Below are 21,354 nucleotides of genomic sequence, written 5' to 3'. Positions count from 1 at the left end.
ACCAGATGTACCATATAGAATGAACATAGTCACAGGGAGGAACGTTACATGATATCGGCCGCAAATCAACAGGAATATTATCAGGCGCTGCTGGATAAGAAATCGGAATATGAAGGCGTCTTTTACGTGGGCGTTAAGACAACCGGTGTATTCTGTCGCCCGACATGCCCGGCGAGGAAACCGAAGATCGAGAACTGCGAGTTTTATGAGACGGCCGAAGAAGCACTGCTGGCATCCTTCCGACCCTGTAAACGATGCCGGCCGCTCTCGCATCCCAATCAAGTTTCGGATCTTGTGCGGCTGCTTGTAGACGCTGTGGAGGATAACCCGGAGAAGAGATGGACCAACCAGGACTTCCAGAAGCTGTCCGTGGATGCCTCAACGGCAAGACGCCAATTCAAGAAGCGGTTCGGGATGACCTTTGTTGAATATGCACGAGCTAGGCGGATGGGCCTTGCCCTGAAGCAGATCCGGGAAGGAGATGCTGTCATCGATGCGCAGCTGTCAACCGGCTACGAGTCCAGCAGCGGATTTCGGGATGCTTTTTCGCGGATTATGGGCGCAGCCCCTACAAGGTCCGGGCATCATCATATTCTAAAAGCATCGTGGCTCGACACGCGTCTGGGACCGATGATGGCTATTGCAGATGACGAAGCACTGTATTTGCTCGAATTCGTGGATCGCCGGGGCTTGGAGCGGGAGGTAGAACGTCTCAGACTGAGAACCAAGTCAGCGATTATTCCGGGTTACACAGCTCCCATCCGTTCGATTGAGAGAGAGTTGGGTGCGTATTTTGACGGGAAGTTAACGGAATTTAAAACCCCCTTGTTCCTGTTAGGATCACCATTCCAACAGGAAGTTTGGGACCAATTATTGCGGATTCCACCCGGTCGAACCTCTTCCTACGGCGAGATCGCAGCAGCGATGGGAAGACCTACCGCTTACCGCGCCGTCGCCCAGGCGAATGGGGCCAACCAGCTTGCGATTGTCATTCCATGCCATCGCGTCATCAATACGAGCGGTGAATTGGGCGGATACGGGGGAGGGCTGTCGCGCAAGCAATGGCTGTTGAATCATGAGAAATCCATGAGTGCCGCAAGAAAAGAGGAATATTAGACCTGGGTCATAGAGAATGGTCTTACCTTGGGGTAAGACTATTTTTGCATAGTTCCACTATCGTTCGTACGAAGTATTGATATGCTGAATCGTTTAAAATAAAGAGTGTATCAACAGCATCCGATAAGGGAGAGTGAACGATAGTGACGGAACAAGTACACTTACCTGAATGGGCCGCCAATTATTTGCAGTATATTCGGGTTCCATTCAAGGAGGCTTCGCTGGCGTATTTAACCGAGATTTGCACTGCGCATCATAATAGGATTCCTTTCGAGAATATTAGCACGCTGCTGCGGTATCATGAGTATCATCAGCAAGGCAGGCTGGAGCAAGACGAGAAGAGGTTTGTCGATCAGCTGATGCAGCTGAATGCGGGAGGCACTTGTTATATGATTAACAGCAGTCTCCATCAGCTGCTGAACCAGCTCGGATTTCCAACTCGTTATACGCTGCTGGGCGAGGGGCATGTCGGACTGCTTGTTCGGAACCCTGATGGGCAAGAAGAAGTGTATGTGGACTGCGGGAACGCTGCTCCGTTTTTCGAACCCGTTCGGTTGGAGACTTATCCTGATCAGGTTTCCCAATATGCTGGAATTGAAGTGAGATTGCGTCCGGGAGACGAGCCGGGAACGTACACGTACTACAGGTATGTGGACGGCCAGCTGCTTACAGATCTGGTATGGTCCTTCGATACCCGAAAAACCTATCAATTCGATGATTTTCAGCCTGCTATTAGGGAGTACTTTAAGCCTAACGATCTCTTCACCTCTATATTACGCTGTCAGCTCTGGCAATTGGAGCAAGAACGGTCGCTGTCCCTAATCAATAATATACTGAGTATCCGGCATGAAGACGGGAGGGTTGACAAGCGCGTTTTATCGGACCTCAGCGAGCTTCGAGAGGTGATCGATCATGAGTTTAAGCTTCCGAAGCTGCCTGTCGAAGATGCCGTAACGGTTCTACAGAGTCTCGGTGTTGATATTTTTTAAGCCAGCGCTATACCGGATTTCCCCGAGTAGAACGGCAGCACCAATTAGTTCAAATTACCTATTCAACCTGTCGAAGCATGGTATAATATCCCTTATCTCTACTTACTAATGGGGTACTGGAGAGTATATCGAGTTATTAATAGCATCTGTAGTCTGGAGCAGCCTGCTCCACCTTTCCGGGTACGCGCAGGCTGCTTCTTATAATGTAGAGAAAAAATTACCGCGGGGCTTTCTCTTGCCCCGGCCTTGCCGGTACGGTTGCCGTTTCCCGGTATTTGACCGGGGACATGCCGTATGTGGCACGGAATACTCTGTGAAAATAGGAATAGCTTGCGAAGCCGCAGGTTTCCGCGATCTCCTCCAGCGTCATGGTGCTGTATTTCATGCGCTCAACGGCTGCGTTCAGCCTGATCTCCAAGGCGTACTGAATCATGGTTTTTCCGTAATACTCCTTGAACAGTTTAACGGCCCGGGATAAGCTGAGCCCGACATGAGAAGCGGCTTCCTCCAGCTTGAAGGTGATCGTGGCATGTTCCTCCACGAATCGCTTCAGCCGAAGAGCGGTGAAGGCAAGCCGATCCGTTGGCTTGATCTCGGTAATGGCACGGTCCAGACACAGGCAGAGGCTGCGCAGCAAATAATCCGTCAGCTCCCCGGTCTCCCCCTCAAGTCCGCGCCGCTTCTCCAGCAGCATCTGTCTCCACAGACCCAGCAGCTGATCGTCGAGCCCGACATGGCTGACAACTGGCCGATGGATCCGGTTCCACCAATCATCGATCCATGACCCATCGCAAAATATATAATAATCTCCGCTGGATACGCGGCCATCCTCGCCGTCATCGTTGATCCGCAGCTCGTATTCATCGCCGGGTTTCAGCAGCAGCAGATCGCCCCCTTGCACGTGGTGCTCGATGCCGTTGCAGTATATTTCACAGGACCCCTCGGTTTGGAGACGAAACAGATAGGTCGTCAAGCCGCCCCGGTGGCTGTTGCTGAACTGCTGGAAGTGGTAGGAATAGTCGCAGATTAGCAGTCTTGCCTCCATCATGGTTAAAACCCCCAGTAAAAATGCAAGCAGATAGTTCATGTTGCAGCAATATTGTTTATGTTCATTTTAGCCTATTTGCATGTATGATAGTAGCAGATAGAGCAGTAACTCATTTTTGGAATCGAGGTGCGCTATAATGAGAAGAATGAACATTGGTTTGCAATTGTATACGCTGCGCGATGAAACGGCTCAGGATTTCCGCGGTACGCTTCGCAAAGTGGCTGAATTGGGTTATGAAGGCGTGGAGTTCGCAGGTTACGGAGACATTCCGGCCGAGGAAATGAAAACGCTTCTTCAAGAGCTCGGCCTTAAGGCGATTGGGAGCCACGTGGGCCTGCATCTTCTTCGTGCAGACCTGCAGAAGGAGATAGATTACCTGAAAACCATTGGCGCTAAATATATGATGTGCCCTTATGTAGCTGAAGAAGATCGTAAAGATGCTGAGGATTGGAAGAACCTCTTCTCCTTCCTGGAAGAAGTAGGAGCTGAAGCACGCAAGCAAGGACTGATCTTTGGTTACCATAACCATGCGTTTGAATTCGAAGCGGAGGTTGACGGCGAATTCGTATTTGATGCAATGTATTCCGCAACGACGCCGGAAGCGGTACAAGTCGAGATGGACGTATGCTGGGTACAGTTTGCCGGACAAGATCCGCTGGCTTACATTCCGAAATATGCGGGACGCCTGCCGCTGCTTCACCTGAAGGATTTCAGCAAAGACGCTGAGGGCAACATGAAGACGCTGGAGCTGAGCCAAGGCTCTGTGAACCTGCCGGGTGTCATTCAAGCTGCATCGGATGCAGGCACGGAATGGCTGATCGTGGAGCAGGACGTGTGTCAGAACCCACCGCTGCAAAGCGTGGAGAACAGTATGAACTGGTTGAAGCAGAACTACCTGAACCAATTTTAATCTATGTGCAAAAAGGAGACTTTCAATGAGCAAAATTAAAGTGGCTGTGTTTGGCTGCGGCGCCATCGCCCAGCGCAGACATATTCCTGAATACGCGAACAATGCTAATGTGGAGCTGGTTGCTTTTGCCGATCCGGTAAAGGAACGTGCCGAAGAGATGGCTGCCCAGTATGGCGGCAAAGCTTATACCGACTACCAAGAACTGCTTAAGAATGAGAAGCTTGATGCCGTTAGCGTATGTACGCCGAACTACCTGCATGCTCCAATGAGTATTGCAGCATCGAATGCTGGCCTTCATGTACTGGTTGAGAAGCCGATGGCTACAACAACGGAAGAAGGAGAGCAAATGATCGAGGCAGCACGCAAGAATGGGGTTTACCTGATGGTAGGCCACAATCAGCGTTTAATGCCTCCACACGTAAAAGCTAAGGAAATCCTGGATTCCGGCAAGCTCGGCAAGGTGCTTACGTTCCGCACTTCCTTTGGCCATGGGGGTCCAGAGAGCTGGAGTCTGGACGGTCGCGACAGCTGGTTCTTCCGTAAGGAAGAAGCCATTATGGGGGCTATGGGTGACCTTGGCGTTCACAAATCCGACTTTATCCGTTACTTGTTGAACGATGAAATCGCAGAAGTTGCCGGCTTTATCGGAACGGTCCACAAAGAGGGAACGGACGTGGACGACAATGCGACCTGCATCGTTCGCATGAAGAGTGGCGCAGTCGGCACGCTGATGGCAAGCTGGACGCATTACAGATCCGGTGATAACGGAACGGTCCTCTGGTGCGAGAAAGGCGTGATGAAGATCGGTGCCGTTCATGGTGACGAGGTTAACGTCGAGCTGACAGATGGTACGATCGAGACTTACAAGGTTGGTGCCATGGCAACGAATGAGAAGCAGGTGCCGAGCGGCGTCATCGACGCGTTCGTGGAATCCATTCTAACAAACACGCCTCCTAGCATTTCCGGTGAGGAAGGGCTGCGTTCCTTGAACGTCATCCTGGGCGCATTCGAATCGCAAGAGACGGGTAAGATTGTGAAGCTGTAATAGGATGAACAGAGGGAAGCCGTGGAAGTGCGGCTTCTCTTTTTGTCATATCCGATAGTAAAGCGATGATCATGATAAGCAGGGCAGCAACAACTTTTTCATAAAAATAAGAGCGGCTCTGCCATTACTATGGAGAGCGGCTCTTGTTTTTTTATTCACTCCAGTGCTTTAACCGGTTTGCCGATCCATCGGACTTACCTTAAGGCTGTCTCCGTCTTCAACTACAGGGATAAAGATCGGACGTTCCTCCGGCGTCCGATTCGGGGTATGTACCGCCAGCATCAGCTGCCCCTCCCACGTGCGAAACACCATCCCGTGCCCGCCGTCGCTGGAATATAAGGGTTCCGGCTCTTGAAGCCAGAGACCCGTCAAGCTGCCGGATGGGGATTTGGCAATGCCGAGCGCGTAGCGGCCGTCGACAAAGCTGGCCCACAGCATCAGCAGGCTGCCGGGTGCTGTCCGGAATAGAAAGGGACCGTCCGTCACATAGTTTCCGGTCCCGGGAAAGCGCTGCGAATGAAACGGTGTGGTCCACGCCGCCTCAGAGGCACGGAATAAGATCACCGGTTCCGATACGGATTCGGATAAATCCGGGCTTAGGCGCATGGCACAGACCTCGCCGTCGCCAACCTGCTGCCATTCATGGCAGAACACCATCCACGGCTGGTTCTCCTCATCGATATACAGCGTGCCGTCCAAAGAACTCGAATCCGCCGGTGTCACAGGACCGCTGCTATGGAGAGCAAAGGGCCCTGTCGGCTGCTCCGCTGACAGCACCGCAGTGCCCAGCAGATCATTATCCTTCCTGCGAAAGGTGGCAAACATGATATAACGGCCATGATATTCGTACACCTCGGGTGCCCAGAAGTTCACCTCCGCGAAGAAATTATCGGGCTTGTGGAAGACCGTACAAGGGCCTTCCCAATGCCGAAGATCTTCGCTTATATAGGCATCGAAGCCGTTTCCTTCCCTCCATATATTTTTGTCGGTACTGCCGTACATGTAGTATTTCTTGTGCTTGGAATCAGGCAGGATATAAGGATCCCGCAGCTGAATATCCTGAGTGTTCATGCTGTTCAGGCACCTCCTGAAATCATTAACGATAGGAGGGACAGATAATGCCGATATCCCTCTCTGTTTTCAAGCCTCCGCCTCGATATCGCTGCATTTCATTTCCTTTGATCCGGATCGGAAGGGAATTGCCTTGATAGATGAGCTCGCCCTCGATGGTGCGCACACTCATTCCAATGACGCCTTCCAGGTGTCCGCTTCGATCGGTAACCAGCCGAATTCCGGCCGGTCCTTCAATATGAACGCTGCCTTCCCGGTATATCGTTATACGATCTGCTGTATTTACCAATTCGTAATGCAGCCCATTCACCGTGCGGCTGTAGGCCGTGTTGCCTGCAACTTCCTCGCCATGATCCATGTCGACGGGGAGAAGACCGGTAAACCATAATTGGTCCGACCCGACCGGCATAATCCCGCACAACCGTTCCACATAATCAAGCAGACACAGGATGGAAGGGGAATACGTCTCGGTAAAACCTTCCTCTCCGGTCCAGGGACTTAACGCTTGTGCAAAGCGCTTTGCCTTGGACAGCGCAGACAGGATCGGATGCAGTACCCACGTCAATTCGACATAGCGGTGGTGATATTCAAACGCATGCGGAGCGCGAATCAGGCTCAGGAAGTTGGACGACCCGCCCCAGCTGTTGTAGGAGGAGAACGGATCGAATCTGGGATCGTCCATCGCCATAGATGTAAACGGATATTTGGCGAAAAATTTGCTCGTATTCAGCAAATACCGGCGCAGCAGCTTGTCGAACCATTCACGGTCCCCAACCTCGCAGGCCATCACGCGCAGCAGCACATCGGACTGGACTCTGACCAGCTCGTCATTCCGGTCCCGGTCGTAGAAGAACATATCTTCTTCGTCGTAACAGTAACGGAAGAGACTCTCGAGGCTGGACTCGGCTTTCGCTCTCCAATCAGCTCCGGATCCACCAAGCTCTTCGGCCATGCGGGCCAAATATATGCGCTGGCAGTAGATGTTGGCGGTCAAATCCGGTGCCAGGAAAGGCAGGACCGGAGAATCCGGGTGATAGGCTGCGGCATCATTCATATAGGGTGTATCCGGAACATGCCAGAACCTGGGTGATAAATCATGTCCGGTGTCGAAGGTGCTGAAGGCCTCTACGCAGCCGGTCTCCCGGGTATTGCGGAAGCTTGCAATCCATTCGTCATAATGCGCCATGGCTTTGTACATGGTCTTCAGAAAGTCGCGGTCCTTGCCGTGGAGCTGGTAATGGTTCCATACACTGCGTGCCAGCGGTGTAACCAGCTGAATCTGCCGGAAGGAGGGACCGTTCTCCGTTAATTTGTAAGGCAGCAAACCGTCCTCTCTTTGGTGAGCCGCAAAGGCGAGATAGGTCGATTTCGAGACAGAAGGAATCAAGCGCGAGAGCAGCTCCGCATTGATGGTGCCGGTGCTCTCCAGCCAGCAGCCAAGATAAATCCCGCCTTCCTGCAGAATAGGCTCGCTGCCAGCCATCGGCACGATGCAGGGAAGCAGCTTCTCCAGCGCCGTATAATATGAAGCCTCCAGCCGTCCGCCCGATGCGGCAAATCGTACGCCTGACTCCTGCCATTCTCGCAACAAATTCTGATCTTCCGGTTTAACCGTCTGCACCTGATCCTGTATCGAGATCCCGCGCAGACGGTCCAGCATAACTTCGGTCATGTCCGCCTCCTTGTAGAGCCTTGTTTATTGATTCGATTCAAAGATTCGAACGGTGCCATTGTAGAAGTCCGCAACGGCTTGCTCGACGCTCTTCCGGCCGAAGCCGATTTCCTGGCTTGTCGTTTGCGCCAGCTTGGAGAATTCAGCAAATCCCGGAGGATTGTAACTCACGTCAAAAGGTTCTGATTTTGTAGCCTCAGATACGAGACTTGTGTATTGGTATACAATTTCCTCCACCGGACCGGCTTCCTCTTGCAGTAGATTGCGGTTGGCTTCCGTTACCGGAACGCCCCGGTCGCTGCCGAGAATTTTGGCGGCTTGTGGATCATTGATCCAGAAATCCATCAGGATAGCGACTTCCTTGGGATGCTTGGTATTCGCATAACCGGACAATCCCTGGCTGGATTCGAATACAACACCCGTACCCTTGGGACCCCGCGGTACCGGATGGAGGATCAGCGGGTCCTCCGTCAGGCTCTGGAAAGCAGCCAGCTGGTTGGAAGGAAGGAGGCTCATGGCGGCCTTGCCTGTAATCAGCAGTGATTTACTAGTGTCGTCATGCGGATTGGATACCTGCATTTCAGGTGTGACCACAGCACCTGCTGCGGACGTCTCCTCCCAATATTGGAACCATTCCTGGATGTCTTCTTTGGCAAAGCCCAGAGTTCCATTTTCCATATTATACAGCTGTTTGCCGCGCTGCTTCAGATAGATGTCCATGCCATCGACGGTGAAGTTGTACGTTCCAAAAATGCCATCACCCAGCTTGTCAGACAGTTCCTTGCTGACAGCTGCGTAATCCTCCCAGTTCCAATTCGGCTCCGGCAAAGGGATTCCGGCCTTCTCGAACAGTGCCTGATTGATGACAATGCCCCGGGCATTCGCACCGGCTGAAATATGCTGCAGCTTCCCGTCGAGACGGCCATACTCAACCATGGTGGGATCCATTCCGTCCAGATTCAATTCACTGCCAACATACGGATCCAGATCCAGAAGGACATTCTTTTTGGCATAGTCGACCACATTCCCGCCTAAGAAGAAGATATCCGGTGCCGTGCCGGATGCCAGCTGCGTATTCAGCTTGTCAAAATATCCTGAGGAGGGTGAGAATTCACCCATAATTTTAATATTCGGATGTTTCTCCTGAAACACCTTAAGCGCTTCGTTCGTAATATCTGCCCGTTTCTGGTCGCCCCACCACATCATGCGCAGTTCAACCTGGCCGCTCTCCGCGGCTCCGTTATCCGTATCTCCGCCAGCACCGGTATGATCCGTTCCGGAACAGGCTGTTACGAACAACATGAGTCCTGCCAGCATACCCACCATAAATCGTTTTAACATAGTTAATCCCCCCGGTTTAAATATAATTTGAAATGTGCTTCATGCTCACGAACAGAACAGACAGCGCGTGACTACTTCAGGCCCGTTGTGGCAATGCCCTCGAGAAAATACCGCTGAAACACAAGAAAGATGATGGTCACAGGCAGCAGCGACAGCGTGGACATGGCGAGCAGCGCCCCCCAATCCGATTGTCCCGATGGATCGAACAGGGACCGAATTCCCAGCTGTACGGTGAACAGATCAATTTTGCTCAGATAAATCATCTGGCTGAAGAAATCATCCCAGCTCCAGATAAACGTGAAGATGGCTGTTGTAATGAGCGCGGGAACAAGCAGCGGCACTACGATTCTAAAAAAGATCTGCGGCTGTCCGCAGCCGTCGATGGTGGCACTCTCGTCCAATTCCCGCGGAATTCCCCGGATAAACTGAACCATCAGCAGAATGAAGAAGGAGTCCTGCGCCAGCCACTTGGGCAGAATGAGCGGGAAATACGTATTAATCCACTGCAGCTCGTTATACAGAATGTACTGGGGCACCAGTGTCACATGGTAAGGTAGCATAATCGTCACCAGCATGATGCTGAACCACAGGCTCTTAAACTTGAATTTCAGCCTGGAGAACGCGTAGGCCGCGAGTGAGCAGGAGATGACATTTCCGATGACGCTCAGTGCCGAGATCAGCAGGGAGTTGCTGAAGAACCTGCCGAAGGAGATGCCCTGCAGCCCTTTCCAGCCGTTCACATAATGATCCAGCGTAAAGGCTGTCGGGATAAGGCTGCTGTCGGTAAAGATGAGTTGATTTGGTTTGAACGAGCTCAGAATTAGCCATAACACCGGATAGAGCATCGCCAGTCCGAGGAGGATAATGGCAGCATGCCTGCCGGCTTGAACCAGTTGTCTCTTGAGTGGCATATCCATTACCTCCCTTCCTGGTTGTCCCCGTAGAACACCCAGAACTTCGATGTGAGAAAGACAATTGCGGTGAACACCCCGATGATGACCAGCATGATCCATGCCAAGGCTGAGGCGTATCCCATATCAAAGAACGAGAAGCCCTTCAGATACAGATACAAAGTGTAGAACATCGTGGCGTCGAGCGGTCCTCCCCGGCCGTCCCCGATAACATAAGCTGGCGTGAAGGCTTGGAAGGAATTGATCATGCTCATGATCAGGTTGAAAAAGATGACCGGTGACAGCATCGGGAGTGTGATGCCGAAGAACTGACGGAGCTTTCCTGCACCATCTACGCCCGAGGCTTCGTATAAATCGGCAGGAATCTGTTTCAGACCGGCAAGGAAGATGACCATGGCCGACCCGAACTGCCAGACGGACAGGGTGATGATCGTATAGACTACATAGTCGGGATGGGCAATCCAGGATGGCCCCGTGATGCCGAACCAGCTCAGGAACTGATTGACCAGTCCGCTGCCATCGAAGATTTGACGCCAGACAATGGCAATGGCCACGCTTCCCCCCAATAGGGAAGGGATGTAATACACGGTTCGGTAAATGCCGAGTCCGCGAATGCCCTTGTTCAGCGCCATCGCCACCAGCAGCGCGAATGCAAGCCTCAGCGGCACGGACAAGAAGACATAGTAGAACGTTAGCCACAAGGATCTTAGGAAGGTATCGTCTTCGGTAAAGATCTGGACATAGTTGCTGAGTCCCGTCCAAGTCGGCGATGACAACAGGTTGAATTTCGTCATGGATAAGTACAGTGATGCAATCATCGGCCCCAGCGTCAGACAGAAGAAGCCGATGAGCCAAGGCAGAAGAAACAAGTAGGCTGTCTTATTCTGCTGGCCGTATAAGGGCTTGGACAGCTTTCTCATGTTATGCCTCCCTTCAGATGGATGAGAATGGGCGGTTACCCTGAGATGTGAAGCCGCTTACAATTGAGGCGGCGTTACTTCTGGTAAACTCATCATACCGGGGAAGGGGAGGGGCCGGAATCTCATTTCTTCGGATCATCATGTTCGATTTTTTCGGATTGCGATAATCGGAACTCGGATGGGCTTATGTTGAATATTTTTTTGAACTTGGAGCTGAAATAGCCGGGAGATGAGAAGCCGGCGAGCTCTGCAATATCCCATACGGTTAAGGTGGTTTCCTTCAACAGGCGTACGGCGTGTTTCATACGGACTTCCGTAACATAGTGAATAAAGGATATGCCTGCACCTTCCTTGAACATTTCCGAGAAGTAGGTAGGGTGGTAGTTGTATTGTTCAGCTAACGAGGTCAGCGTTAATTCCTGCATATAATTCTCCTCGATATACCGTTTGGCTGACTCGATCAGAGTAGCTTCCCCGTCCTCAGAGACCTGCTGCTGATCCACAAAATCCTGCGCCCACTGCATCAGCAAACGCTCTGCCTGCTCGGGAGTCTCCATCCACAGCACCCATTCCGGCGAAATCCAGTGAGGCTCCCTTCCCTGAGAATACCCCATGAAGTCAGCGGCGGCGGACTCCATCAGCAGCGAAATTTGAAAAAGGCTCCGGACCAAGCGGGAAGGAGAGAGCTGGTATGCCTCGGCAAGCTCCTTCCGGATGACGCTGCGAAAGGAATCCAGCTCGCCCCGAATCAGACAGCGGTGCAGTGTTCGATTGGTTTCCTCCGGGAGTAATGGACTGTGGTCTGTTACGGGCGTGCGGTCCTGTTCCTTTTGACGCTCTGCCAGATTCCACGCCAAGAGCGAATGAATATACCCTTCTTTCCAGCGTTCAAGTCCCGATACGGGAAGTCCCAGCCCGACCTGCACATCCATGGTTAAATAGGAAGCCGCATCTTCCGCGAGCTTGCGTGTGAATTCGTGCTGAACGCCGTCAAGCGTAATGAAGAACATGATTCCGGGATGGGCTGCGTCATGAAATACCTGGATGCTGCCGGGATAAGACTGGGCGATTTCATGGCAGACCATCTCGAACGGCAGGTGAAGCTGCTCTGGCGCGCGCCCTTTGGGAGTATGCTGTATGCTGGACTCCCTCATGCCTGCGGCTACGAAGCAGACCCTGTGATCCTGCCATGATTCCAGGTGGAACAGCCGAATCCGTTCCGGCAGCGAGGAAGCCGGAAGCCGGTTGCCTCGCACGAGATCCAGCAGGAAGCGTTCCTTCATTTCCTTGTAATACTGGGAGAGACGCCACTGCATCATTTCCGAATCGTCCCGTACCTTGCGGTTCTTATCCAATTCCGCTTTGATTTTGGTCAGTGCTGTTCTCAGATCCTCCCGGGTTACGGGCTTCAGCAAATAATCCATGGCTTGGCTGCGGACGCCGGCTCTGGCGTATTGGAAATCCTCGTATCCGGTTATGATGATGATCTGGATGGAAGGATTGTGGCTTCGGCAAGTATCCAGCAGACGGACTCCGTCCATAACGGGCATATTCATGTCGGTTATGAGCAGGTCAAAGCGTTCTGCTCGCAAGAGCGCTTCGGCTTCTACGCCGTTTGCGGCCTCCCCCGAAATGGCAAAGCCCATGCCCTCCCAATCCACCTTCAGCTTCAGCCCTTCGCGGACTTCGATCTCATCGTCAGCGATCAATACGTTGTACATGATATTCCTCCTGTACCGGTAGAATCAGTTCGATGCATGTGCCCGCTTGAACTCCATTCCGGATATGGACGGCAAACAAGGCACCGTAATGCAGGCGGCAGCGTGCAATCACGTTGCCGAGTCCGATGTGCCAGCTCTCGCTCCGCAGGATCGGCTCTAGCTGAGAAGCTGCCATGGGGTCCTGCAGCTTGCGGATGATCTCGGACGGCATGCCGGGGCCATTGTCCGCAATGCTGAAATGCAGGCGGTTATCCACTCTGCTGATCCGGATATCCACCTGTGCCGTGGTCTGATGCTGGAAGCTGTATTTGACGGCATTCTCGATCAGCGGTTGAAGAATGAACTTGATCATGACCAGTGAATCCAGCTTGCCCTCCTCCGTGATGGAGATGCCGAGTTTATGACCGAAGCGGGTTTGCAGAATGGAGATATAGTGCCGGACATAAGCCAGCTCTTCCTCAAGCGGGACCCGATCGTCGCTCGTATTCATGGAGAATCGCATCATTTTGCCAAGGTCCTCGATGACCTGGACGGTATCCTCCGTCCGGCGCTGCATGGCCAGACTGCTTACCAGCTCCAAGGTATTGAACATGAAGTGGGGATTAATCTGCATGAGCAGGGCTTTGTATTCCGCTTGCTGGCGGAGCAGCTTCAGCTCGAATTCATTCTGGATATGCTGCCGCAGGCGGCTGACCATGTAGCGGAAGGTCGAGATGACGTAACTGACCTCGCTTTTTACGTTTTTGTCGGGAGGCAGAAGGGAATCCGCCTGATCGAAAGCGCCCCGCTGCACCTGCCTCATGGCCAGAACCAGTCGCGTTAAAGGCTTGGTGACGCCATAGGAGAGCCATGCTGCGGCAAACAGGGAGACCAGAATCAGGACAACCGTAACTACCAAGATCGTGCTCTGAAGTTTGTGAAGAGAGGAATATAACTCCTTTTCCGGTGCCAGACCTGCCAGCATCCAGCCGGTACGCCCCAGCTTTTTGTGTACCAGAATGTCTCGCTGCCCCTCATCGTTGGTCAGATAGACAACTCCTGATTTGATCGGGCCGTTTCGAATACGGTCGATTTCCGCTATAGCCCGAGCACCAAGCTCATGCGCCTGCTGGGAGAGAATAGGGCTTCCCTGTTCATTAAGCAGAAAAATCGTGCTATTCTTGGCCAAATGGATGCGGCTGAGCGGCTCCAGAAAATAGGATTCGCTGACGTTCACCTTCATCACGTTCTGTGCCGTCGCATGATGGAAGGTACCGAGAGGCATCAGCAGGCTGACAACCGGATTGCCGTGATCCCTTACGCGTTCATGCTGATCCGTATGGGCAGCCAGCCAGTGGTCCCCGGACGTGAAGAAGTTTCTGTACCACGATTCTTGCATAAAGGCGGGGTCATTCGCGACTTGGTTCTCGCTGCCGATGCGAAGCCCGTTCCGCCGGTAGACGGAAACGTCGGAGATGCTGGTATAGCTGTTGGTGGCCTGGGTCAGGAATCGGCTCATCGCGAGATTAGCAAGCATTTTCTCCCCTTCGGGAAGGCTCGGGTCGCGTATGGCGTTATCCCAGTTCTTGGCCATGTCGCTGTTGAAGACCAGGGAGGCGACATCGTAAATCTGCATTTGGACCATGTCCACGTACGAGCCGTATTCCTCCATCTTCTCCAGGGCCGAGGATTCAATGTAGGAGCGGATTACGGTTCGCGATTCTGTAAAGAGCAGGAAGGAGAGCGTGCCGAAAGAGAGGACGAACAGGACAACGATAAAGGCGATCAGACGGCTTTTTAATGAGAAGAACATCATTTTCCCTCCTTACCGAATGGACTTCAAGGCTGCCCTTGGAAATAGAAAAAAAGACTGCGTGAATGACGCAGCCTTTGCTTAAGAGAATTTGCTTGAAGCAGCCTTGTACTGCTTAGAAACGAACCAGGTTGCTGATTCGTACAGGCATGCCGGTAGCGATGGCGCGGTTGGCTGCAATTCCTGTTAGTATGGATCTTGCTCCATCAATATGGTTCGCAGCGCGGGCGTATGGATCCTCCACGGGCTCCCCGAACAGATCGTTCAGGAGAACCGGGTCGCCTCCCCCATGCCCGCCTTCTTGCTCTTCTACATGAACCTCGTACGGGGCATCAAACGTCGGGAGCACCCGCAGCGTTTTACCGATTAACGCGCCTTCCAGATTCTTGTCACCCAGCGAGTTCACGTAGGATTGCTCCACAATAGTCATCTCGATCCGGCCTTTGGTGCCGTTGATGGCGATGCGGTAACCTTCCCACGGCTGGTAGGCGACAAGGGAATAGGTCAAAATGGCCTTGTTCTGGTACCGTACAAGAACGCCCATCGTATCCTCGATGTTGATGCCGTCCCCGAATACGCTTTGATCCCGCTGATAGCCATCCTCCGGCTCGGCATCCAAATACATGGCTTTGAGGTGGTCATCGGAATCCAGATGGAGCGCAAAAGGGTCTTCCTTGGCGATCGGATTGCCGGTTGCCCGATTGTAAAATTGGGTTACGCCCCGTTCTTCCGCGTTCTCTCTACCATAATACATGAGATCCCCGAATGCGAAAACGGTTTCAGGATGGGAGCCGATCCAGAAATTGACTAAATCAAAGTGATGGGTCGATTTATGAACGAGCAACCCCCCGCTGTTTCGCTTGTCCCGGTGCCAGCGGCGGAAGTAATCCGCCCCGTGACGGGTGTTCAGCAGCCATTCGAAGTGGACGGAAGTCACCTGTCCGATGGCGTCATTCATAATCAGCTCCCGTACCTTGGTATGGTGCGGAGCATAACGGTAGTTGAAGGTTACCCGTATATTTTGTCCGGTCCGCTTGGCGGCATCCAGGATCGCTTGGCATTTCTCCTCATCGACGGTCATCGGCTTCTCGGTCACGACGTCGCAGCCAAGCTCCATCGCGCGAATTATGTACTTGTGATGGGTGCGGTCGATGCTGGTCACAATGACGAAGTCCGGCTTCTCGTTCTCAATCATCTGATCGAACTGATCCGCAGGATAGGTAGGAACCTCGGCATATCCATATTTGTCTCTCAGCAGCTGATTCGCGTAATTCATGCGGGTCTGGTTTATATCGCAAAAGGCAGCAAGCTCGGATTTGTCGCGGAAGTTCTGGGCCAGGGCTCCGTAAAAGAACTCGGCGCGGCCGCCGGTTCCGACCAATACATAGCGTTTCTTGTCACTCATCTCTATCGCCTCCTTGAATATAGCTCTAGCCTATAACAAGGGAACACTTCTTTCGCCGCATTTTATGCGTAATCGCTTTCAAATGCCGCATATTTTGCTATAATCCAAGGAAAGGGGGACAGCCATGTGACGAAGCCATTTCGAGCGGATTACCATGATCCTGCCGGATATCTGGATATCGAATATGACCGCCGCATCGGGTACTTCTCGATGACGGTTGACCATCTTCATGATCATTACGAGCTGTACTACCTGTTGTCGGGCGAGCGCATATACTTCATTAAGGACCGCTCCTATCGGGTCAGAGCCGGGGATCTCGTATTCGTTGACCGGAATGCCGTTCACAAGACGCTGGACAGCGGCAGGCCGGATCATGATCGGGTTGTCCTCTATATCAGGCCGGAGCTGTTCACGGAGCTGGCTATTTCGCCTGAATTGGCCGCAGGACTGAAGGAGCCGTTCGGTTGGGATATTCCGATTCTGAGACTTCCTTCACCGGCAAGCGAAGCCATGGCGCGAATGGTCAGCGAAATGGTGGACGAGATGGTTCATCCCCAAGCCGGAAGCTGCTTGCTGCTCCGGCACCGATCGGTTGAATTGCTGCTGTACGCATACCGCAATCAGCAGCTGGGCACGGTGCGTTCCGCCGATACCGAGCCCATTCTTCATCCCAAGACCCAAGCGGTGGTCCGTTATCTGAACGATAACTATCAGAAAGGTTTTACGTTGCCCGGGGTAGCGGAGGCGTTCCGAATCAGCCCGCACTATCTCAGCCGGCTGTTTAAGCAAACGACGGGCTTTACCTTCAGCGATTATCTGAATCTGCTTCGGGTTAAGGAGGCGCAGCGCTTGCTGCGCGAAAGCGATGATTCCATTACGGATATCGCCATGCGTGCAGGATTTAGCAACTTCTCCCATTTTGGGAAGGTGTTCAAGCGGACGGTACAAATGTCTCCGCGAACATACAGGCAGCAGTATAGAGATCCAGGTTGATCTATAGAACATTATGAGGAATGTTACGTCTATGACATTAGAGAGGAGTTGATGTTATGCGTATGATATACATGGTGCTCATGATTATCGTTTCAATATCAGGGTATCCCTTAGAGGGGAATATGGACCGTGCTGCTGTACTTACCAAGGTTTTGGCCCAAGTGCCGAAGTGTACAGGGGACTTAGAGACGATTAACGATGTCGTGGAGGTTAAGGAACATGAACAGGGTTTCACGGTCATCATCAGACAAGACTGCGAACCAAAACACGGGGAAGGTCCGCAGATGCGAACAACCTATACGTATGCGGTAACTCCTAGCGATGTACGATTAGTTGAGAAGAAGAACGGATTTTAATTGCGTATGGGAACAGCCTGAGCAAGTACAGGGAATCGTGATCGTGATCGATCATACAGGAGGGATTATGAAATGACAACGCCAACCGAGCTTCGTGTCATCACGGAATCGCACGGACATGATCTGAAATATGTGCAGACGGTTATTCAAACGTTTGAAGCCGCCAGGCCAGATGTAAAGGTGGTGCTTGTCCGGGCAGAGGACAGCTACGGCGTGCTGGAGCAGTTTCATCAGGATGGAGCGGATCTGCTGCACATCCGGGAGGGGGCATATTCTACTCAGATGCGTAAAGGCGTTGTCCGGGATTTGCTGCCTTATCTGAAGAATGATCCCGCGATGGTCATCGATGATTTTTACCAGGGGGCTTTGTCACATCCGATGTGGGAGGGCCAGCTGGCAGCCTTGCCGGTTGTGGATGCCGCGGTTCCCCTTATTTTTTATAACAAAAAAAGGTTTGCCGAAGCGGGTGTGCCGTTCCCTGAGAATGGGTGGACGGATGCACAGTTTCTGGATGCTGCGATTCGCTTAACGCGGCTCGAAGAATATCCGGAGGACTCCCGGTATGGCCTCTATATTTATCCGGATGTGGAATTTTTGGAGCCGTTCCTTATGCGCAGGGGCGGACGGCATTTATCGGAGGACGGATCTGTCAGTAAGGGCTATACGGACAGTGAAATTACGCATTCTACGTATCGATGGATTGTTGATTTGTATCAGAAGCACCGTGTCGCTCCTCTGCCGGGGGTCCGGTTTGAGAACGTATTTCGTTCGAATCGCTGTGCGATGATATATGACTTTAGCTGGCATATTGGAGGGGTGGCCCACGATCCTGAGCTAAGTGAGACGTATGGCATTGTGGGATTGCCTCATGCACGAAACGGCGTGGATATCTATACGATGTATTCGACAGGATACGGTATTCCTGCCATGTCCAGGCAGCCTGAGCTGGCATGGGAATTGCTGAAGGCATTGGCGATCCCCTCTTCTGAGGAAGCCAAGCGTGCTTATTGGGGCCTGCCGATCACAAGAACACTGGCCAAGGAGCTTGGGCGTACCGATAATCTGTGGTGGGGTCCCGCCCTGTATGCCATGGAGCGCATTGAGAAGAATGCCTATCTCTCCAATCAGGTCTGGAACCTGTCCAGGCAGCAGATCAATCAGGATATTGAGGCGATGATGAAAGGAGAGGCCGAGGTACAGGAGACGCTGGCCCGGTGGGCGGAGATTGTAACGTAGATAATGATTAACTACATAGAACTGCAAGACGGGGTCTTTAATTGCATCAGCCTCTATCCAACAGGGATAGAGGCTTTGGTTTGCTTATTTAGTTGTATAAGAGAGTCCTGTGATCATAGTATACTTGTCGATATCAAAGAGCTTGGTTAAAGATATAACGGAAGCGATATAACAGTGATAACAAAAGCAGTTAGAGCGATATTACGCTCAATATGATACTCCCGTAAACTAAAACCTGTTCTTATTTAGGTGCTTGAACCGTTATTGAAAAACCGCCCCATCGGCACCTCCCGCTTAAAGGTGATCCCCCAATACTTATACGTCACTTCAATCTGGGTGATAGGCGTATCATTAAAAAGACGGACACCATAATTGAGCGGGATGCGTGCTCCCTGATCAAGTGCGGCTAACTTCTCATCTGCTGTGAGTTCAGGTTGGAGCGGCATCTCTTGAATACCCACGAATTCGATATGGGTGTCTTCATCAAGGTCGTCTCCGCCGACCAGATGAAGGGAGTAACTGACGCCGAGCTCCGCCTTGGCTGGTTTCTGGCCATCGTTCACCCGCACATCCAGCAGCTCCACCTTGGTAAATCCTTCGTTGATGACTTCGAAGATGATCGTATTCTCGCCCGTAAGGGATGTGAATCCACCCGCCTTGATGGGTATGGGACGAAGAAACAGCAGGTATAGAAGGCTGGCTGAGAGGAGCAAACCCAGGCCTGCATATGCGAGCCGGCGGAGATGTTTGGATTTTGGTTTCATGGCGAGCAATCTTCCTTCTTTATATTAAATAGACAGATTGACTACCGATTGGCCTGATTCTATATCGGCTTTCATGGCTAGAAGATAATTCCGGGTAGACTCATCCATCTCGTTCCAGTCCACGAATTTGGAGAAGTAGACATAGGAATACAGGTTTCGGAAGTCGATGAAAAACGGAATCCGTTCAATCCAATCCGCACTCAATGTGTTCTCTTTCAGATAGCCCGATAAGAACGAATCGAAGAATCTGGCGACAAATTCGGCCTTCCTGTGTTCAGGGACTGTCTGAACCGCATGATAGATGGCAATGGCGATATCGTATGCGAACCAATGGTAAGAAACATCCCCGAAATCAAAAAAGACAATCTCCCCGTTATGTACATGAAAATTGTTATGGTGCAGGTCATTATGAACGATCCCGTAGCTGTCCTGATCTTGCGGGAGGGACTCCAGCTCCTTAAGATATCGCCTCCACTGAGTATGTACCCTTTCACCGGCAGCCTCCGGGAACGCATCCGTAAAGATGAGATGATCATTCCATTGGGGAAAAGCCATGCGGTGAACGAGCGAAGCGGATGTGGAGTCCTTCTTGCCGAGTTTGTGCATGCTTCCCATCCCGTGTCCCCAGCGCTCGATCATAGCAAAATCCGATGTCAAATCGGATAAAGGGCTGCCCGGAGCCTTCGTAAAGGCAATGACATAATATCGTTTGGAGCCGTGAATGACTTCTTCAATCAGGAGATCCTGGGCGGAACGAATCGACGACGCTATGTTTAGCCCATGCTCGGCGAGATAAGCCATCCACGTCAGCTCGCGGATGATCGAGGCTTTACGGTACTTGGCCGCGTCTAAGAATTTAATGATGAAGCGAAGCCCGTCTTCACCGATATATTCAAATACATTTTGGTCAAATCCTCCAAGCAATTGCAGTGAATAAGAACCTCTGCCGAAACGCTCGGCACCCTGATTCAAAACAGCCTGTTCCATGGAAAATCCCCTTTATGGTGTTCTCGATATGTAGGTCTGGTCCACATACCGGATGGTACTCAGCAGCATCAGTATCAACTCAAGTCTACCGAAGATGGTGCATCGTTGCAAAAAAACGGGATAGCGCATCCTGACGTTGTGAGATAATCTTACTCAGCATGGGTGCTCGCACGCGCCAAATAAGTCCCCAAAAGGGACTTTCCAAAGAGCGGCTTACGCGCCAACAAGTCCCCAAAAGGGACTTAGAGTCGCCAAAGTGCGGCTCCCCGCCAGCCCATTGCAGCGACCATGGGGAGCATCCCGTCCCTGCACAACCTCCGCCACATCAAAAAGGGGTGTCCCACCTAAGGAACACCCCTTCACTACATCGATCTACTTACCTTCGAACTTCTGCGCCAGTTCCCGGAAATTCAGCTGTGACGTGCTGTCCAGCACGATATCCGCGTGCGGGAAGTGGGCAGCGTTGCCGATTGCCACGGCGAACATGCCGGCACCCTTGATGGCATCGACGCCGGACGCGGCATCTTCCACCCCGATGCAGTCGGCGGGCTCTACGCCCAGCTGCGCGGCAGCGGTCAGGAAGATTTCCGGGTCGGGCTTGTTGTTCGTAAGCTTGGTTACATCGACGATGACGTCGAACTGATCCATGACGCCAAGCCGGGTCAGTACAGCGATGGCGTTCTTGCTGGCGGACGCAATGGCGGTCTTAAGACCCGCCGCCCGAATGTCTGCCACGAACTCGGTGACGCCCGGCAGCAGATCGGCTGGCGTGATCGTTTCGATCAGCTCGACATACAGCTTGTTTTTGCGGTCAGCCAGCTGCACCAGCTCTTCTTCGGAATAGTTGACCGGCGTCTCCGCCTGGCTTAACAGCAGCTTCAAGGAATCCATGCGGGATACCCCTTTGAGATTCTCATTGAATTCTCGGGTGAAGGGAATGCCCAGCTCGGTTGCCGTAGCCTTCCAGGCCTGATAATGATACTCGGCTGTATCGGTAATGACGCCGTCCAAGTCAAAAATGACAGCCTTCAGCGATTTCGCTATGCTCATGTCCAAATAACTCCTTTTACCAACTGA

19 protein-coding genes are annotated in these 21,354 nt (G+C 52.3%); 7 read left to right on the top strand and 12 right to left on the bottom strand.

The features are described 5' to 3' along the window. Positions 1–48: 48 nt before the first annotated feature. On the top strand, positions 49–1,116 hold the full coding sequence (locus B9D94_RS26305; RefSeq protein ID WP_006207822.1) for a bifunctional transcriptional activator/DNA repair enzyme AdaA: 1,068 nt from the start codon (positions 49–51) through the stop codon (positions 1,114–1,116). A 143-nt stretch (positions 1,117–1,259) separates the two neighbouring features. Continuing rightward, positions 1,260–2,105 (top strand): arylamine N-acetyltransferase, encoded by an 846-nt coding sequence (locus B9D94_RS26300; RefSeq protein ID WP_063478416.1) that lies wholly within the window; start codon positions 1,260–1,262, stop codon positions 2,103–2,105. A 217-nt stretch (positions 2,106–2,322) separates the two neighbouring features. Here B9D94_RS26300 and B9D94_RS26295 read toward each other — a convergent pair whose 3' ends face one another. After that, positions 2,323–3,150, bottom strand: coding sequence for a helix-turn-helix domain-containing protein (locus B9D94_RS26295; protein WP_036644140.1), 828 nt, complete (start codon positions 3,148–3,150; stop codon positions 2,323–2,325). Between the two features lie 139 nt (positions 3,151–3,289). Here B9D94_RS26295 and B9D94_RS26290 point away from each other — a divergent pair, with 139 nt between their 5' ends. Together B9D94_RS26290 and B9D94_RS26285 are read left to right on the top strand one after the other, a co-directional pair. Continuing rightward, a complete protein-coding gene (locus B9D94_RS26290) occupies positions 3,290–4,063 on the top strand; it encodes a sugar phosphate isomerase/epimerase family protein (protein ID WP_006207825.1) in 774 nt (257 codons plus the stop codon). A gap of 25 nt (positions 4,064–4,088) precedes the next feature. After that, positions 4,089–5,108 carry a Gfo/Idh/MocA family protein gene (locus B9D94_RS26285; protein ID WP_006207826.1) on the top strand — a complete coding sequence of 340 codons (1,020 nt, stop codon included), beginning with the start codon at positions 4,089–4,091 and terminating at the stop codon, positions 5,106–5,108. Positions 5,109–5,276: 168 nt separating this feature from the next. Here the strand turns inward: B9D94_RS26285 and B9D94_RS26280 are convergent, their stop codons facing one another. From B9D94_RS26280 to B9D94_RS26245, 8 genes are all read right to left on the bottom strand, one after another. Then, positions 5,277–6,179, bottom strand: coding sequence for a glycoside hydrolase family 43 protein (locus tag B9D94_RS26280; RefSeq protein ID WP_006207827.1), 903 nt, complete (start codon positions 6,177–6,179; stop codon positions 5,277–5,279). Between the two features lie 25 nt (positions 6,180–6,204). Beyond that, a complete protein-coding gene (locus B9D94_RS26275; protein WP_006207828.1) occupies positions 6,205–7,851 on the bottom strand; it encodes an MGH1-like glycoside hydrolase domain-containing protein in 1,647 nt (548 codons plus the stop codon). Between the two features lie 24 nt (positions 7,852–7,875). After that, complete coding sequence (locus tag B9D94_RS26270) at positions 7,876–9,192, bottom strand: ABC transporter substrate-binding protein (protein WP_148248360.1); 1,317 nt, start codon at positions 9,190–9,192, stop codon at positions 7,876–7,878. A gap of 71 nt (positions 9,193–9,263) precedes the next feature. Then, positions 9,264–10,103 (bottom strand): carbohydrate ABC transporter permease, encoded by an 840-nt coding sequence (locus tag B9D94_RS26265; RefSeq protein ID WP_036644138.1) that lies wholly within the window; start codon positions 10,101–10,103, stop codon positions 9,264–9,266. A gap of 5 nt (positions 10,104–10,108) precedes the next feature. Beyond that, positions 10,109–11,023: a carbohydrate ABC transporter permease gene (locus B9D94_RS26260; protein ID WP_006207831.1), complete on the bottom strand. Its 915-nt coding sequence runs from the start codon at positions 11,021–11,023 to the stop codon at positions 10,109–10,111. 122 nt (positions 11,024–11,145) lie between these two features. Beyond that, positions 11,146–12,744 (bottom strand): response regulator, encoded by a 1,599-nt coding sequence (locus B9D94_RS26255; RefSeq protein ID WP_006207832.1) that lies wholly within the window; start codon positions 12,742–12,744, stop codon positions 11,146–11,148. Next, positions 12,722–14,539 carry a cache domain-containing sensor histidine kinase gene (locus tag B9D94_RS26250; RefSeq protein WP_231887986.1) on the bottom strand — a complete coding sequence of 606 codons (1,818 nt, stop codon included), beginning with the start codon at positions 14,537–14,539 and terminating at the stop codon, positions 12,722–12,724. The genes B9D94_RS26255 and B9D94_RS26250 overlap by 23 nt, the downstream gene beginning before the upstream one ends. 112 nt (positions 14,540–14,651) lie before the next feature. Further along, complete coding sequence (locus tag B9D94_RS26245; RefSeq protein WP_006207834.1) at positions 14,652–15,941, bottom strand: Gfo/Idh/MocA family oxidoreductase; 1,290 nt, start codon at positions 15,939–15,941, stop codon at positions 14,652–14,654. A 126-nt stretch (positions 15,942–16,067) separates the two neighbouring features. Between B9D94_RS26245 and B9D94_RS26240 the strand changes: the two genes are divergently transcribed. The 3 genes from B9D94_RS26240 to B9D94_RS26230 all read left to right on the top strand — a co-directional run bounded on the left by B9D94_RS26240 (position 16,068) and on the right by B9D94_RS26230 (position 18,526). Beyond that, positions 16,068–16,934, top strand: coding sequence for an AraC family transcriptional regulator (locus B9D94_RS26240; RefSeq protein ID WP_006207835.1), 867 nt, complete (start codon positions 16,068–16,070; stop codon positions 16,932–16,934). Positions 16,935–16,990: 56 nt separating this feature from the next. Beyond that, the gene (locus B9D94_RS26235) at positions 16,991–17,290 is read left to right on the top strand and encodes a hypothetical protein (protein ID WP_006207836.1); all 300 of its coding nucleotides are present in this window, start codon (positions 16,991–16,993) and stop codon (positions 17,288–17,290) included. Between the two features lie 72 nt (positions 17,291–17,362). Then, entirely contained in the window at positions 17,363–18,526 is a 1,164-nt protein-coding gene (locus B9D94_RS26230) for an extracellular solute-binding protein (RefSeq protein ID WP_148248359.1), read from the top strand. A 245-nt stretch (positions 18,527–18,771) separates the two neighbouring features. Here B9D94_RS26230 and B9D94_RS26225 read toward each other — a convergent pair whose 3' ends face one another. From B9D94_RS26225 to pgmB, 3 genes are all read right to left on the bottom strand, one after another. Further along, positions 18,772–19,290, bottom strand: coding sequence for a hypothetical protein (locus B9D94_RS26225; RefSeq protein ID WP_036644012.1), 519 nt, complete (start codon positions 19,288–19,290; stop codon positions 18,772–18,774). 24 nt (positions 19,291–19,314) lie between these two features. Beyond that, positions 19,315–20,277 carry a phosphotransferase enzyme family protein gene (locus tag B9D94_RS26220; RefSeq protein ID WP_006207840.1) on the bottom strand — a complete coding sequence of 321 codons (963 nt, stop codon included), beginning with the start codon at positions 20,275–20,277 and terminating at the stop codon, positions 19,315–19,317. A gap of 372 nt (positions 20,278–20,649) precedes the next feature. Further along, on the bottom strand, positions 20,650–21,327 hold the full coding sequence (pgmB, locus tag B9D94_RS26215; RefSeq protein ID WP_036644007.1) for a beta-phosphoglucomutase: 678 nt from the start codon (positions 21,325–21,327) through the stop codon (positions 20,650–20,652). Positions 21,328–21,354: the final 27 nt, after the last annotated feature.

It is taken from the genome of Paenibacillus sp. Cedars, assembly GCF_003184205.1.
In the GTDB taxonomy this organism is placed as follows: Bacteria; Bacillota; Bacilli; order Paenibacillales; family Paenibacillaceae; genus Paenibacillus_AQ; species Paenibacillus_AQ glucanolyticus.
The sequence above is the reverse complement of the archived record's forward strand: the minus strand, read 5'-3'. Positions and strand labels throughout refer to the sequence as shown.

Excerpts from the sequence above, each read along its gene's own strand:
- B9D94_RS26305 (WP_006207822.1), top strand. The coding sequence starts at position 49 with ATGATATCGGCCGCAAATCAACAGGAATATTATCAGGCGCTGCTGGAT.
- B9D94_RS26295 (WP_036644140.1), bottom strand. The coding sequence starts at position 3,150 with ATGGAGGCAAGACTGCTAATCTGCGACTATTCCTACCACTTCCAGCAG.
- B9D94_RS26290 (WP_006207825.1), top strand. The coding sequence starts at position 3,290 with ATGAGAAGAATGAACATTGGTTTGCAATTGTATACGCTGCGCGATGAA.
- B9D94_RS26285 (WP_006207826.1), top strand. The coding sequence starts at position 4,089 with ATGAGCAAAATTAAAGTGGCTGTGTTTGGCTGCGGCGCCATCGCCCAG.
- B9D94_RS26280 (WP_006207827.1), bottom strand. The coding sequence starts at position 6,179 with ATGAACACTCAGGATATTCAGCTGCGGGATCCTTATATCCTGCCTGAT.
- B9D94_RS26275 (WP_006207828.1), bottom strand. The coding sequence starts at position 7,851 with ATGACCGAAGTTATGCTGGACCGTCTGCGCGGGATCTCGATACAGGAT.
- B9D94_RS26270 (WP_148248360.1), bottom strand. The coding sequence starts at position 9,192 with ATGTTAAAACGATTTATGGTGGGTATGCTGGCAGGACTCATGTTGTTC.
- B9D94_RS26265 (WP_036644138.1), bottom strand. The coding sequence starts at position 10,103 with ATGCCACTCAAGAGACAACTGGTTCAAGCCGGCAGGCATGCTGCCATT.
- B9D94_RS26260 (WP_006207831.1), bottom strand. The coding sequence starts at position 11,023 with ATGAGAAAGCTGTCCAAGCCCTTATACGGCCAGCAGAATAAGACAGCC.
- B9D94_RS26255 (WP_006207832.1), bottom strand. The coding sequence starts at position 12,744 with ATGTACAACGTATTGATCGCTGACGATGAGATCGAAGTCCGCGAAGGG.
- B9D94_RS26250 (WP_231887986.1), bottom strand. The coding sequence starts at position 14,539 with ATGATGTTCTTCTCATTAAAAAGCCGTCTGATCGCCTTTATCGTTGTC.
- B9D94_RS26245 (WP_006207834.1), bottom strand. The coding sequence starts at position 15,941 with ATGAGTGACAAGAAACGCTATGTATTGGTCGGAACCGGCGGCCGCGCC.
- B9D94_RS26235 (WP_006207836.1), top strand. The coding sequence starts at position 16,991 with ATGCGTATGATATACATGGTGCTCATGATTATCGTTTCAATATCAGGG.
- B9D94_RS26230 (WP_148248359.1), top strand. The coding sequence starts at position 17,363 with ATGACAACGCCAACCGAGCTTCGTGTCATCACGGAATCGCACGGACAT.
- B9D94_RS26225 (WP_036644012.1), bottom strand. The coding sequence starts at position 19,290 with ATGAAACCAAAATCCAAACATCTCCGCCGGCTCGCATATGCAGGCCTG.
- B9D94_RS26220 (WP_006207840.1), bottom strand. The coding sequence starts at position 20,277 with ATGGAACAGGCTGTTTTGAATCAGGGTGCCGAGCGTTTCGGCAGAGGT.
- pgmB (WP_036644007.1), bottom strand. The coding sequence starts at position 21,327 with ATGAGCATAGCGAAATCGCTGAAGGCTGTCATTTTTGACTTGGACGGC.